Annotated in this window: 13 protein-coding genes; 7 read left to right on the forward strand and 6 right to left on the reverse strand. The window is 65.8% G+C overall.

All coding sequences use genetic code 11. The annotated features are described in order from the left end of the window. The first annotated feature begins 31 nt into the window (after positions 1-31). Positions 32-772 (forward strand): polysaccharide deacetylase family protein, encoded by a 741-nt coding sequence (locus tag BVE01S_RS00820; RefSeq protein WP_066623014.1) that lies wholly within the window; start codon positions 32-34, stop codon positions 770-772. Between the two features lie 4 nt (positions 773-776). On the opposite strand, the gene BVE01S_RS00825 is transcribed toward BVE01S_RS00820, so the two are convergent. Then, positions 777-1,673, reverse strand: a complete 897-nt coding sequence (locus BVE01S_RS00825; RefSeq protein ID WP_066623015.1) for a hypothetical protein — start codon at positions 1,671-1,673, stop codon at positions 777-779. A gap of 105 nt (positions 1,674-1,778) precedes the next feature. Between BVE01S_RS00825 and BVE01S_RS00830 the strand changes: the two genes are divergently transcribed. Both BVE01S_RS00830 and BVE01S_RS00835 read left to right on the forward strand, forming a co-directional pair. Further along, positions 1,779-2,237, forward strand: a complete 459-nt coding sequence (locus tag BVE01S_RS00830; RefSeq protein WP_017504644.1) for a RidA family protein — start codon at positions 1,779-1,781, stop codon at positions 2,235-2,237. After that, positions 2,234-3,379, forward strand: a complete 1,146-nt coding sequence (locus BVE01S_RS00835; protein WP_066623016.1) for a GNAT family N-acetyltransferase — start codon at positions 2,234-2,236, stop codon at positions 3,377-3,379. Before BVE01S_RS00830 ends, BVE01S_RS00835 begins: the two co-directional genes overlap by 4 nt. Before the next feature lie 52 nt (positions 3,380-3,431). On the opposite strand, the gene clpA is transcribed toward BVE01S_RS00835, so the two are convergent. Both clpA and clpS read right to left on the reverse strand, forming a co-directional pair. Further along, positions 3,432-5,732 carry an ATP-dependent Clp protease ATP-binding subunit ClpA gene (gene clpA / locus BVE01S_RS00840; protein ID WP_066623019.1) on the reverse strand — a complete coding sequence of 767 codons (2,301 nt, stop codon included), beginning with the start codon at positions 5,730-5,732 and terminating at the stop codon, positions 3,432-3,434. Positions 5,733-5,745: 13 nt separating this feature from the next. Continuing rightward, positions 5,746-6,075 carry an ATP-dependent Clp protease adapter ClpS gene (gene clpS, locus BVE01S_RS00845; protein ID WP_017504641.1) on the reverse strand — a complete coding sequence of 110 codons (330 nt, stop codon included), beginning with the start codon at positions 6,073-6,075 and terminating at the stop codon, positions 5,746-5,748. Positions 6,076-6,247: 172 nt separating this feature from the next. Here clpS and BVE01S_RS00850 point away from each other — a divergent pair, with 172 nt between their 5' ends. Beyond that, positions 6,248-6,721, forward strand: coding sequence for a nuclear transport factor 2 family protein (locus BVE01S_RS00850; protein ID WP_066623022.1), 474 nt, complete (start codon positions 6,248-6,250; stop codon positions 6,719-6,721). Between the two features lie 61 nt (positions 6,722-6,782). On the opposite strand, the gene BVE01S_RS00855 is transcribed toward BVE01S_RS00850, so the two are convergent. Further along, positions 6,783-7,274: a phasin family protein gene (locus BVE01S_RS00855; protein ID WP_084375229.1), complete on the reverse strand. Its 492-nt coding sequence runs from the start codon at positions 7,272-7,274 to the stop codon at positions 6,783-6,785. Between the two features lie 275 nt (positions 7,275-7,549). On the opposite strand from BVE01S_RS00855, the gene BVE01S_RS00860 reads away from it, so the two are divergent. From BVE01S_RS00860 to BVE01S_RS00870, 3 genes are all read left to right on the forward strand, one after another. Beyond that, positions 7,550-9,040 carry a D-alanyl-D-alanine carboxypeptidase family protein gene (locus BVE01S_RS00860; protein WP_066623026.1) on the forward strand — a complete coding sequence of 497 codons (1,491 nt, stop codon included), beginning with the start codon at positions 7,550-7,552 and terminating at the stop codon, positions 9,038-9,040. Between the two features lie 62 nt (positions 9,041-9,102). Further along, positions 9,103-10,188: a PA0069 family radical SAM protein gene (locus BVE01S_RS00865; protein WP_066623028.1), complete on the forward strand. Its 1,086-nt coding sequence runs from the start codon at positions 9,103-9,105 to the stop codon at positions 10,186-10,188. A gap of 43 nt (positions 10,189-10,231) precedes the next feature. After that, complete coding sequence (locus BVE01S_RS00870) at positions 10,232-11,074, forward strand: alpha/beta hydrolase family protein (RefSeq protein ID WP_066623030.1); 843 nt, start codon at positions 10,232-10,234, stop codon at positions 11,072-11,074. Here BVE01S_RS00870 and BVE01S_RS00875 read toward each other — a convergent pair. Both BVE01S_RS00875 and BVE01S_RS00880 read right to left on the reverse strand, forming a co-directional pair. Then, positions 11,071-11,466: a hypothetical protein gene (locus tag BVE01S_RS00875; protein WP_240612077.1), complete on the reverse strand. Its 396-nt coding sequence runs from the start codon at positions 11,464-11,466 to the stop codon at positions 11,071-11,073. The genes BVE01S_RS00870 and BVE01S_RS00875 overlap by 4 nt on opposite strands. Positions 11,467-11,468: 2 nt before the next feature. Beyond that, positions 11,469-12,713 (reverse strand): class I SAM-dependent RNA methyltransferase, encoded by a 1,245-nt coding sequence (locus BVE01S_RS00880; protein ID WP_066623035.1) that lies wholly within the window; start codon positions 12,711-12,713, stop codon positions 11,469-11,471. Positions 12,714-12,763: the final 50 nt, after the last annotated feature.

Here is a 12,763-nt window from a genome sequence, read left to right on the forward strand (position 1 = left end):
GGCCTTAAGCCCGCCGTGCGACAAGGCGGGCATGAGCGCCTTTCTCGACAAGATGCGTCGCCGCGCCGGCCGCTATCTCGATGTCCGTCCTGCCGACGTGCGGCCCGCGCGCGGCGTCCTCAGCCTGTCGTTCGACGACATCCCGGCATCGGCCTGGACCGAGGCCGGACCGATTCTGGCCCAGCACAGGGTCAAAGCGACCTACTATGTCTGCGGCGGCCTGTCAGGCGGTCGCAATCTGAACCTGCCCCAGTTTGAGGTGGAGCATCTGCAAGCCCTCCATGAGGCCGGGCACGAAGTCGGATGCCACACCTATGAGCATGTCTCGGCCCTGACCCTGTCGCCGACCGAACTGGACGCCAGCCTGGCCCGCAACGCCGCCTGGGTGGCCGAGCGGCTGGACGGATACGAAATGCAGACCTTCGCCTATCCGTTCGGGGATTGCGCCCTGGGATCGAAAGCCGTGATCGACCGCCGTTTCCTGTGCGGGCGTGGGGTGCGCGACGGGATCAACGCCGGGCGTTCGGATCGCAATCTGCTGCAGGCCATCGGCCTGGAGAGCCGTCGTCTGCCCGGCTACGACCTAGAGGCGCTGGTGGCGCAGACGGCTTCATCCAAGGGCTGGCTGATCGCCTATGGCCACGACGTCAGCGACGCCCCGACGCCGTATGGTTGCCGTCCGGAGGACATCGATCGGTTGATCCGACTGGCAAGCGCGGCCGACTTGGACATTCAACCGGTCGTGGCGGCGTGGCGGATGGCGACAGCCTGAGGGATCAGGCGGCCTTGCGCCGATCAGCCCAGGCGATCAGCTCCTTGCGGGGCCAGATCATCAGCCATGACCGGGCAGTGTATTCCCCGCTGTCGATCAGCGCCTTGCGCGACGCCGACGCCGTCGCCGCCCGTTCGGTGTGGATCTCGCCCGGTCCTTGGTGGACCATGAAGGCGCCGCCCTTCAGCGGGTTGAGCCGCAGGTGCGCAAGTCGAGGGCTGATCTCGGTCAGGGGCGGGTCGTAGAACCAGCTGGAGCCGATCATGCCGGCCAGTTCGGGCCGCGCGCGGCACAGTTCCGCCCCTGTCGCCCAGGCCTCGTTCCAGCCATCCTCGTTGAAGCCGCGCAGCCAGCGGCTCTCGGTGTGAACCTCCAGCCAAGGCTCACGCTTGGCGCCCGCCGCCAGATAGCGGAACAGCGGTTTAACGCCCCAGCCGTCGCGGACGTGTTTGACGATCTGGCCCGGCCCGACCGGCGACGACAGGTCGATCACCTGACTTTTCGCGCCCGGCACGCTGAGCGCCAGGGTGAAGCGCACGTCCTTGGACCAGTGGTCGAAAACATAGTCGCCCTCGGCCTTCTCCAGAAAACCCGCCAACTGTTCGATCCAGTAGGGATAGAGGGCCATGACCTCGGCCGGCAGGTTCATCGCCGCCGCACGGTCGGGCAGTTGCAGCGCCCAGGCGGCGACCAGGCCGCGACGCACATCGTCCGACGCATCAGCGCCCAACAGCGCATCAACCGCCTTGGCCGGCATTTCGAAGTCCCAATGCGGCGCGGCCTCGGCGGCCTTCTGCGCGGCCGGGATTGCGGCGGCGTCCACGCGCGCGCGGTCGTCGGGGGACAACCGCGGCAGCACGGCATGGAAGGCGGCGACGTCGGGGGTCAGATGCATATCCATGATCGCACCATGACACGGCGCGGTTGGCGAACCTTTAAAGCGCGCCGAACGGGTGACGCCGCCCTTGCCCCGCGCTAAACCGCGCCCAGATAAACAGGAGCCCCCATGAGCATCGAAGCCCGCATTGCCGAACTCGGCCTCACCCTGCCGGAACCCGCCAAGCCGGTGGCCAGCTATGTCTCTTATGTCCGCTCGGGTAATCAGGTCACCATCTCGGGCCAGCTGTCGAACGACGCGAACGGCGGGATCAAGGGCACGGTCGGCGTCGACGTGACGCCGGAGCAGGCCCTGGAAGCCGCGCGTCTGTGCGGTCTGAACCTGATCGCCCAGATCAAGGCGGCCTGCGATGGCGATCTGGACCGAGTGGTCCGCATCGTTAAACTGGGCGGCTTCGTTCAGGCCGGTCCCGACTTCACCGCCATTCCCGCCGTCATCAACGGCTGCTCGGACATGATGGTCGAGGTCTTCGGCGACGCAGGCAAGCACGCCCGCTCGGCCGTCGGCGTGTACAAGCTGCCGCTCGGCTTCGCCGTCGAGATCGATGCGATCGTGGAGATCCGCTGATCTTTCAGATCTCGGTTCACGAAGGGATCGCCGACATCGGCCGTGAGGCTTGGGACGCGTGCGCGCGGCCCACCGGCGATCCCTTTGTCTCCTATGATTTCCTGCATGCGTGCGAGGCCTCGGGCAGCGCCGCGCCGCGCCAGGGCTGGGCCCCACGCCACTTGGCCCTGAGGGGTGAAGACAACGCGGTGCTGGGCGTCATGCCCCTCTATCTGAAGGGCAACAGCCAGGGCGAATATGTCTTCGACCACAGCTGGGCCGACACTTACGAACGGGCCGGCGGCCGGTATTATCCCAAGCTACTGGGCGCCGTGCCCTTTACGCCCGCGACCGGCCCGCGCTTCCTGAACTATCCCGACGCCGACGCCGCCACCGTGCGTCAGGCCCTGATCCAGGGGGCGGTGACCTTGGTCGAACGGCTGGGCGTCTCCTCCCTGCACGTCAACTTCCCGACCGAAGCCGACTGGTCCGCCATGACCGAGGCGGACCTGCTGCCGCGCCAGGACATCCAGTTTATCTGGCGCAATAACGGCTATCGGACCTTCGACGATTTCCTGGCCGCCCTGTCGGCCAACCGCCGCAAAACCATCAAGCGCGAGCGCCGCGACGCCCAGGCCGATCTGGATATCCGCGTCCTGACCGGCGCCGACATCACCGAGGCCCACTGGAACGCCTTCTTCGCCTTCTACATGGACACCGGCTCCCGCAAATGGGGCCGGCCCTATCTAACACGCGACTTCTTCAGTCGCATCGGCGCGACCATGGCCGACCGGATCGCCCTGGTCATGGCGTTTCGCGGCGAGACGCCCATCGCCGGCGCTCTGAACTTCATCGGCCGAGACGCGCTTTACGGTCGTCAGTGGGGCACGCTGGAAGACGTGCCGTTCCTGCACTTCGAGCTTTGCTATTATCAGGCCATCGCTTTCGCCATTTCGCGTGGCCTATCCCGCGTCGAAGCCGGCGCCCAGGGCGACCACAAGATCGCGCGCGGCTACCTGCCCTCCCCCGTCTATTCCGCCCATTTCATCGCCGACCCCGCCCTGCGCGATCCCGTCGCCCGCTATCTGGAAGGCGAACGCCCGGCGATGCAGGCCGAGATGGCGGCGATGACCGAGGAACTGTCGCCTTACAAAGCCACATAGAAAAAGGCCCGGCTGTTTCCAGCCGGGCCTTTCGCCATCACCCTTTCGGTGATCAGGCCGTCTCTTCTTCCTCGGCCTTCGCGGGCGCGCTGGCGCTCGTGATGTCGAAGTCGATCTTGCCGTCCTTCAGCTGGACCCTGACGTGTCCGCCGCGCGTCAGGCGGCCGAACAGTATGTCGTCGGCCAGCGGCTTCTTGATCGAGTCCTGGATGACCCGCGCCAGCGGACGCGCGCCATACAGTTCGTCGAAGCCGTTCTTGGCCAGCCAGTCGGCGGCTTCGTCGGTCAGTTCGATGGTGATGTTGCGGTCCGCCAGCTGGGCTTCCAGCTGAAGGACGAACTTGGTCACCACCGAGCGGATCGTGTCGGCCTGCAACGGCTTGAAGGCCACGATGGCGTCCAGACGATTGCGGAACTCCGGCGCGAACAGGCGCTGGATGGCCTTGTCGTCCTCGCCCTCGACCTTGCCCCGGCCGAAGCCGATGGAGGCGCGGGCGTTGTCGGCGGCGCCGGCATTGGTGGTCATGATCAGGATGACGTTCCTGAAATCGACCTTTTTGCCGACCGCATCGGTCAGCATACCGTTGTCCATCACCTGCAGCAGGATGTTGTAGACATCCGGGTGCGCCTTCTCGATCTCATCCAACAGCACGACGGCGTGCGGATGCTGATCGACCGCGTCGGTCAGAAGCCCGCCTTGGTCGTGACCGACATAGCCGGGAGGCGCGCCGATCAGACGGCTGACCGTGTGGCGCTCCATATATTCAGACATGTCGAAGCGCTGCATCTCGATGCCCAAGGTGGCGGCGAGTTGCTTGGCGACTTCGGTCTTGCCGACGCCGGTCGGGCCGCTGAACAGGAAGCTGCCGATCGGCTTGTTCGGATCGCGCAAACCCGCCCGCGCCAGCTTCATGGCCGCCGACACCTGTTCAATGGCCTGTTCCTGACCAAAGACTGCGCGCTTCAGATCGGTTTCCAGCTCGCGCAGGCTTTCCGTGTCAGACTTGGACACCGACTTGGCCGGGATACGGGCCATCTTGGCGATGACGGCCTCGACTTCCTTCTGACCGATGACCTTCTTCCTCTTGGATTCGGTCAGCAGCATCTGCGACGCCCCGGCCTCGTCGATCACGTCGATCGCCTTGTCCGGCAGCTTGCGGTCGGTCATGTAGCGCGCCGACAGCTCTACCGCCGTGCGCACGGCGCTGTCGGTATAGCGGACCTTGTGGTGCTGCTCGTAGTAGGTCTTCAGGCCCTTCAGGATCTTCACCGTATCCTCGACCGTCGGCTCGTTGACGTCGATCTTCTGGAAGCGACGCACCAGGGCGCGGTCCTTCTCGAAGTGCTGGCGATATTCCTTGTAGGTCGTCGATCCCATGCAGCGCAGGGTGCCGGACGCCAAGGCCGGTTTCAGCAGGTTCGACGCATCCATCGCCCCGCCCGAGGTCGCGCCGGCGCCGATCACCGTGTGAATCTCGTCGATGAAAAGCACGGCGTTGTCGTGGTTCTCCAGTTCCTTGACCACCTGCTTCAGGCGTTCCTCGAAGTCGCCGCGATAGCGAGTGCCGGCCAGCAACGCGCCCATATCGAGGGAGTAGATGGTGGCGTCCTTCAGGACGTCGGGCACTTCGCCGTTGACGATCTTGCGGGCCAGACCTTCGGCGATGGCGGTCTTGCCGACGCCGGGGTCGCCCACCAGAAGCGGGTTGTTCTTGGTCCGACGGCACAGGATCTGGATCGAGCGATCCACCTCGGCCTGCCGACCGATCAGGGGATCGACCTTGCCCTGGCGCGACTTCTCGTTGAGGTCGACGCAATAGGCTTCCAGCGCCTCGCCGCCCTGTTTGACGGCGGAAGCATCCTCGGCCTCTTCGGGCGAAGCGCCCTTGGCCGGACGGGCCTCGTTGGCGCCCGCCTTCTTGGCGATGCCGTGGGCGATGAAGTTGACCGCGTCATAACGCGTCATGTCCTGCTCTTGCAGGAAGTAGGCGGCGTGGCTCTCGCGCTCGGAGAAGATGGCGACTAGAACGTTGGCGCCGGACACTTCCTCGCGGCCGGACGACTGGACGTGGATCACCGCGCGCTGGATCACGCGCTGGAAGCCGGCGGTCGGCTTGGCGTCCTCGCCGTCGCTGGTGGCCAGGGCGGCCAGGTCGTTGTCGACATAGAGGGTCAGCGCCGCTTTCAACGCCGACAGATCGACGTTGCAGGCCTGCATGACGCCGGTCGCATCGGGATCGTCGATCAGCGCGAGCAGCAGGTGCTCGAGCGTCGCGTACTCGTGCCTGCGCGCATTGGCGTATCCCACCGCGCGGTGCAGGGTTTCTTCGAGAGGACGGGAAAATGAAGGCATAGGGAGGCTCCTCTCAGTCCTTTTCCATCGTGCATTGCAAAGGGTGCTGGTGGCGGCGCGCCGTCTCGATGACCTGCGCGACCTTGGTCTCGGCGACTTCGTAGGTGAAGACGCCGCAGACGCCGACGCCATGCTGATGCACATGCAGCATGATGCGGGTGGCCTCTTCCCGGCTCTTTTGGAAGAACCGCTCCAGCACATAGACGACGAATTCCATCGGCGAATAGTCGTCGTTCAAAATCAGCACTCGATAGAGCGAGGGCTTTTGCAGCTTCGGCTTTGTTTCGGTGACGACGGCGGTTCCTTGACCGCCGCCGGTCTCACCGGGCCTTTGTATGGGCATTCGTGTTCCGTAATCGGGGAGTCGTCTTGGCTCTCAGATAGGGAATGATGGCCTGAATTGAAGCGGCGTCCAGTCACGGCTTTCGTGAAGGGCGTCTGACAAAGATTTCACGTGATCGCAGGCGGTCAACGGCTCAGGTTGAGCGCCTCAAGTTGAACAGCTCCCGATCGCCATGCCCGCCGCCCTCGTCGCCGCCCTTTCGCTCGCCGCCCTCTCCCAGCCTACGCCGCTGGAAACCGCCGTCATGGCGGCCGACGCGAAACTTTTCGCAGTCTTCTTCGAAGGCTGCGACCCGGCTGGGCTTCGGGCCATGCTGACCGACGACTTCGAGTTTTTCGACGACCGCGGCGGACGGGTGGCCACCGACGCCGAGGGCTTTGTCGCGCAATACGCCGTGCGCTGTCAGGACCGTAGCGCGCCCGACGCCTGGCGGTCCCGGCGCGAGGCTGTGCGGGACGGTCTGGCCGTCTATCCCATCAACAACTACGGCGCGGTCGAAACGGGCGAGCACGTCTTCTACGAACGCCAGGGCGACGGACCCGAAACCCGCGTCGGACGCGCCCGCTTCACGCAGATGTGGAAACAGGAGGGAGCCGAGTGGAAGCTGGCGCGGGTCTTCAGCTACGACCATTCCGCCCTGCCCTGACAGCAAAGAGGCCCCGGAGCGAACTCCGGGGCCTTCTCGATTCTTCAGGCGGTTCGCGGGATTAGCGAGCGGCCTGGAAGGTTTCGACTGAGGCGGTGACGCGCTCGTTGATCGGCTTGATGCTGTCCTTGACCGTGGCGGTGACGATCTCGTTCGTCTTGGTCAGCTCGGCCACATAGCGCTCCATCGACTTTTTGGCCCAGGCGGTCTGGAGTTCGAAGAACTCCTGCACCGAACGGGCGGTCGACAGTTCCTTGGAGGCGGCGACGCCGTCTTCCCAGGAGGACTTGGCGAAACCCAGCGCCTGTTGCGACAGGGCCTCGGCGCCCTTCTGAGCGACGGTGACCGACTCGACCATGGCTTCCAGGGTCTTCTTGCTGTGCGCATTCAGCTCGGCCATCGAGGCCGTCGACTTGTCGATGCCTTCACGGAAGGCCTGCGTGCCGGCAGCCTGCATGGTTTCGGCTTGCGCCTTGACCTTGGCGGCGGCCGAAGTCGCAGCGGCGGCGGCTTGGTCGGCGGTTTTCTTCACGGTTTCAGCGGCGTCGGCCATGATCGTCTCTCCGGTATAAGGCCCTTGGGGACGGACCTGAGGGCGGAAATAATGACGCGAGGGGATCTCGCAGACCGACAATATGCTGCAAGTGCGAAGGCTTTTCAAGCGTTTTGTGCAATGCACAATATGATCGGCGATAACCTTGATCGGCCGGTCAAATTTGCGTTGACGCGCGGTTAACCACCACGAAACCCGCGCTTCCTATGCTAGCTGTTTGTTCGTGACAGCCGGGGGGCCTGTCGCACCCTGCTCACCGCGGGGTTGTCCCGCCCATGATCGCTTTTCTCCGCCGTGGCCTGTTCGCCGTCCTCGCGCTTTCGCTGGTTCTGGGCGCGAACGTCAGGCCGATCGAGGCCCAGACCGCCTACTCGGCCCAGGAGAACAGCCGCTACGCCGCCATCGTGATCGACGCCGCCACGGGCGAGGTGCTGTTCGCGCGCAACGCCGACAGCCGTCGCTATCCAGCGTCCCTGACCAAGATGATGACGCTGTATCTGACGTTCGAGGCGCTGTCTCAGGGCAAGGCCAACGTGAACGACGTGCTGACGATCTCGCCACGCGCCGCGTCCCAGCCGCCGTCGAAGCTGGGCCTGGCCGCTGGCCAGACCATCACCCTCGACAACGCCATGCGCGCCACCGCCGTGCGGTCCGCCAATGACATGGCCCTGGCCATCGGCGAGCACATCGGCGGATCGGAAGCCCGCTTCACCAATATGATGACGCAGAAGGCCGCGCAGCTGGGCATGACCCAGACGCGCTACCACACTGCAAACGGCCTGCCGGACGCACGTCAGGTGACCTCCGCGCGCGACCAGGCCATTCTGGCGCGCGCGATCATGCGCGACTTCCCTCAGTATTACAGCTATTTCGGCCTTCACGACTGGGCCTACAACGGCCGCAACTATCGCAACACCAACGGCCTGCTGCCGACCGGGCGCGGCTATGACGGGATGAAGACCGGCTACACCAACGCCTCGGGCTACAATCTCGCCGCCTCGGCCGTGCGTGACGGACGACGCCTGATCACCGTGGTCCTGGGCGGCCGTTCGACCGCCAGCCGCAACGCCCACGTCGCCGAACTCATGGACACCGGCTTCGAGGTCGAGCGCCGCCGCGCCCAGGGCGAGCGGATCCAGGTGGCGCAGACCTTCTTCGAGCAGCGCGGGTTCGGCGTCGGGTCGGCAATCGCCGACGCCCCGATCGCCTATGCTTCGGTCAATGACGACGAGGACGGCGTCGGCGCGGAATCCTCCGCTGTCGCCTATACGGCCGCACCGGCGCCCGCCGCCCTGCCGACCCGCGTCGCCCCTGCCCCGTCGGAGCGCGCAGCCAGCCAGCGGGCCGCCGCGACGCTGCCGCCCATTGGTTCGGCGCCGGCCGCCTCCGCCGCTCCGCGTGCGCCCCGCAATGTCACCGCTTCGCTGAACGGCGCGCCGGCCAATGCTGCTGTCGCGCCGTCCACCACGCCCCGTCGCTCGGCGTCGTCCACAACGCGGGAACCCGCCCGCGCCGCGCCCAGAACGCCGGCCGGGCGCTGGGCAGTGCAGGTCGGGGCCTTCCGCGAAGAGAAGGTGGCGACCGACTGGCTGACCGAGGTCAACCGCCGTTTCCGCGATCAGTTCGCCACCGCCGAACGCAACGTCCAGACCGCGGGCGACTGGTATCGCTCGCGCTTCGTCGGCCTGACCGAAACCGGCGCAAAGTCCGCCTGCGAGGCGCTGGCCGCGCGTCGCGTGACCTGCATGGTCATCGGCCCCGACTGAGACCAAAATCGCGAGAACAAATGTTCTTGCTTTGTTCCAGATGATGTCGCATCGTCCTTCCCATGGAAACCGCCAAGGGAAGAGGCGCGCGTTCGAATGCCAGCGGCCGCTACGAGCCTGAGCAGCACCAGTCGTTCGATGACGGCTGGACGCAAGACGACGCCGAGGCCGCGCCGCTACGCACCACCCTCACCCCTGAACACGCCCGCACCATCATCGCCCGGAACGATAGTCCGGACATCGGCTTCGACCGCTCCATCAACCCGTACAAAGGTTGCGAACATGGCTGCATCTACTGCTACGCCCGTCCGTACCATGCCTGGATGGGCCTATCCCCGGGCCTGGATTTCGAGAGCCGGATCTTCTTCAAGCCCCAGGCCGCAAGTCTGCTGGAACAGGCGTTCCTCGCACCCCGATACCGATGCAAGCGCATCCACATAGGCGGCAACACCGACCCCTATCAGCCGGTTGAACGTGATCTGAAGTCGACGCGCGCGATCCTGGAGGTCATGCAAAGATTCAGGCATCCGTTCAGCATCATCACCAAGTCGGTGTTGATCGCGCGCGATGCCGACATTCTGGGCCCGATGGGCAAGGCAGGGCTGGCCTCGGCCTTCGTCTCCATCACCACCCTGGATCGTGGTCTGGCGCGGGCGATGGAGCCCCGCGCCTCGACTCCCGCCAAAAGGCTGGAAGCCATAAGCCGCCTGGCAGACGCCGGTTGTCCGGTCGGGGTCGGTTTCGCCCCCGTCATTCCGGGTCTGAACGATCACGAACTGGAAGCCATACTGGAAGCCGCCGCCAAGGCCGGGGCCACGCGGGCCATGTATGTCACCCTGCGTCTGCCCCTTGAGATCAAGGATCTGTTTCGGGAATGGCTGGCCGACGCCCGCCCGGATCGCGCCGCGCGCGTCATGTCGTTGATCCGCCAGACACGTGGGGGCAAGGATTATGACGCCGACTGGTCCCAGCGGATGAAGGGAACCGGCCCTGTCGCCGAACTGATCGGAACGCGGTTCAAGGCCGCCGTCAAACGCTACGGTCTCGACACGCCGCACCGCCTGCTGGACGAAACCCAGTTCCGCGTGCCGGCAGATGCCCGGCCTCAGCTGGACCTCTTCGATCCGCCGCTCGACAAGATTGCCTGATCAACCGCCTTCGGTTTAGCGTCGCCCTATCTGGGGGGATGTCATGATCAAACGTCTGTCGGCGGCCGCTGTCGCCATTTTCCTGTCGACCATCCTGGCCGGCTGCATGACAGTTAGCGTGCCTGAAGGGCAGTTCTTCTATCCCGACACGCGGGTTCAGGCGGAGAAGCTGATTTTGGCTCCCGGCCCTGCCATTCCTGGGGCTGAAACCCTATCGCTGCCTTTTGCGGGAGGCGCTGTCGCTGCAACCCGCGTGCGGACGGGACGCGCCGACGCACCGCTGATCCTGTATTGCGGGGGCAATCTGTTCCGTCGTGGTGTTGCGGGCGCGCAGGTTGCGGCCGAACTCGCCCCGTTCGGCGATGTGCTGATGTTCGACTATCCCGGCTCCGGCGATACGCCGGGGCAGGCCAGCTTCGCGACCTACAGGGATGCCGGCGAGGTCATCGCGGCGACCGCCCGCGCCCAGGCCGACGCCGAAGGCCGCAGGCTGATCGCCTGGGGGCATTCCCTGGGCGGCCCGATCTGCGCCGAGGCCGCGCGCGTCATCCGCGCCGACGCCGTAGTGCTGGAGGCGACCACACCCACCGCCCGCGCAGCTGTTGACTCAATGGTCGGTCTGTGGCGGCCGATCGTCCGCGTTCAGTTGGCCGAGCCCCTGACGACAGTGGATGTGCCCGCGACGCTGGACGGCTATTCAGGCAAGGTCGTCGTGTTGGAAGCCTCTCGCGACACGACCCTGCCGCCCACACTCAGCCGCAAACTTGCTCATGATCTTCGGACGAGAGGCGTGAACGTCGAGCGTCTGGTGTTCGCGAGAGCGGACCACGGCGACATCCCCTCGCAGCCGGATTTCGTCACTCGCGTGGGCGCAGCCCTGAATTAGTCGTCGGCTGCCGAAGGATCGATGGCCCGCGTGACCAGATCGCGCCAGGTGGGGTCGGTGTCATCGACCAGATCGACATCCTCCATCAGGGCCACCGCGCCCTCCCCATCCGGCAAGATCAGCCCGAGGATTTCCATCTCCTCGCCATCGGCGCCGAGATGGCTTTCGGCCTGAACGGCCACCGCCGCCTGTTCGCCGTCCTCATCCCACCAGATGACCGGCTGAGGCAAATCCATGACGATGAGACGCGGATCGTCGGTTTCGCCCAAGGCGAACACCGCACGTCTCGCCTGAACGTCGTCCAGCGTCGCCACAGCGCCCGTGAACGGCTTCAGCCGCATCCAGTCGTCGGCGTCGAAACCGCCGCCGTCCTCTTCGCTCGTGTCGTCCAAGATCATCGTTTGAAAACCCCCACCAGTTCGACGTGCGACGACCACAGGAACTGATCCACCGGCATTACCGTCTCCAGGCGGAAACCGGCGTCGATCAGCACCCGCGCATCACGCGCAAAGGTCTGAGGATTGCACGACACGCCCACAACGATGCCGGCCTTGGTGTCCGCGATCTGAGCCGTCTGGTCTATCGCGCCGGCCCGCGGCGGGTCGAACACGATGGCGTCGCATCCCTTCAGGTCATAAGGATTCATCGGCCGACGAAACAGATCGCGCGCCTCGGCCGTGATGGCCTTCATCCCTTTGGCCGAACCGACGGCGGCCTTCAGCGCATCGATGCCCGGCTTGGATGCGTCCGCTGCGATCACCGGCGCGACCGTGGCCAACGGGAAGGTGAAGGTCCCCGCGCCGCAGAACAGATCGGCGATCTTCTTGGCGCCCTTCACCGCCGTCAGCGCGCGAGAGACCATCGCCGCCTCGGCCTGAGGGACCGCCTGCAGGAAACCGCCCGCCGGCAGGGACACGGTCGCGGTACCGAACGCCACCTTGGGCTGGCGCGCCATCACCAGGGTGTCGCCCGCCAGGCTGAGGCGCGCCAGATCGGCCCGGCGCGCGGCATGAATGGCCTGCATCTGGGCGTCGGCCGACAGGCCGCCGCCCGAGCGCCTTTCGACCCCGGTCACATCGACGTCCAGCCCCGACAAGGTCCAAGTGACGTGCAGGGTCGGCGCGGACTTCGGATGTTCGAAAAAGGCGGCCGCGACCTGCGTCAGCGCCGGAATGGCCGCTACGATCCGGGGATCAGCGACCGGACAGGCCTTCACCTCGACCAGCCGCCAGGAGCGGCGCGCCTTGAAGCCCAGCACCACCCGTCCATCCTGGGCGCGACGGGCATGAAGAGCCAGGCGGCGACGGCTGGCCGGCGGGGTCGCCACCGTCGCCTCGATCTCGGTCTCGATCCGCTCGCGCGCCAGGGCCAGGCGCACCTGCTCTCGCTTCCAATCCAGATAAGGTTTTTCTGACCAATGCTGAAGCGAGCAGCCGCCACAGTCGCCATACTGGGGCGAGACCGGTGCGATCCGGTCAGAACTGGGCGTGATGATCTCGACCTCTTCCAGCCGACCGTCCACGACGACGCCGCGCACCGTTTCGCCGGGTAAGGTCAGGCCGGCGAACACCGGGCCAGACGGCGTCTGGGCGACGCCGTCGCCTTGGCCGCCGACGCGGTCGATGGTGAAGATGTCCATCGGCGGGCTTCTAGCCGGGCGTCCCCTTTCGCTCAAGCCACGGGGCTACA

It is taken from the genome of Brevundimonas vesicularis NBRC 12165, from assembly GCF_001592205.1.
Lineage (GTDB): Bacteria > Pseudomonadota > Alphaproteobacteria > Caulobacterales > Caulobacteraceae > Brevundimonas > Brevundimonas vesicularis.

Bases quoted from the DNA above. Each gene is read 5' to 3' on its own strand.
- BVE01S_RS00820 (WP_066623014.1), top strand. From the start codon at position 32: ATGAGCGCCTTTCTCGACAAGATGCGTCGCCGCGCCGGCCGCTATCTC.
- BVE01S_RS00825 (WP_066623015.1), bottom strand. From the start codon at position 1,673: ATGGATATGCATCTGACCCCCGACGTCGCCGCCTTCCATGCCGTGCTG.
- BVE01S_RS00830 (WP_017504644.1), top strand. From the start codon at position 1,779: ATGAGCATCGAAGCCCGCATTGCCGAACTCGGCCTCACCCTGCCGGAA.
- clpA (WP_066623019.1), bottom strand. From the start codon at position 5,732: ATGCCTTCATTTTCCCGTCCTCTCGAAGAAACCCTGCACCGCGCGGTG.
- clpS (WP_017504641.1), bottom strand. From the start codon at position 6,075: ATGCCCATACAAAGGCCCGGTGAGACCGGCGGCGGTCAAGGAACCGCC.
- BVE01S_RS00850 (WP_066623022.1), top strand. From the start codon at position 6,248: ATGCCCGCCGCCCTCGTCGCCGCCCTTTCGCTCGCCGCCCTCTCCCAG.
- BVE01S_RS00855 (WP_084375229.1), bottom strand. From the start codon at position 7,274: ATGGCCGACGCCGCTGAAACCGTGAAGAAAACCGCCGACCAAGCCGCC.
- BVE01S_RS00860 (WP_066623026.1), top strand. From the start codon at position 7,550: ATGATCGCTTTTCTCCGCCGTGGCCTGTTCGCCGTCCTCGCGCTTTCG.
- BVE01S_RS00865 (WP_066623028.1), top strand. From the start codon at position 9,103: ATGGAAACCGCCAAGGGAAGAGGCGCGCGTTCGAATGCCAGCGGCCGC.
- BVE01S_RS00870 (WP_066623030.1), top strand. From the start codon at position 10,232: ATGATCAAACGTCTGTCGGCGGCCGCTGTCGCCATTTTCCTGTCGACC.
- BVE01S_RS00880 (WP_066623035.1), bottom strand. From the start codon at position 12,713: ATGGACATCTTCACCATCGACCGCGTCGGCGGCCAAGGCGACGGCGTC.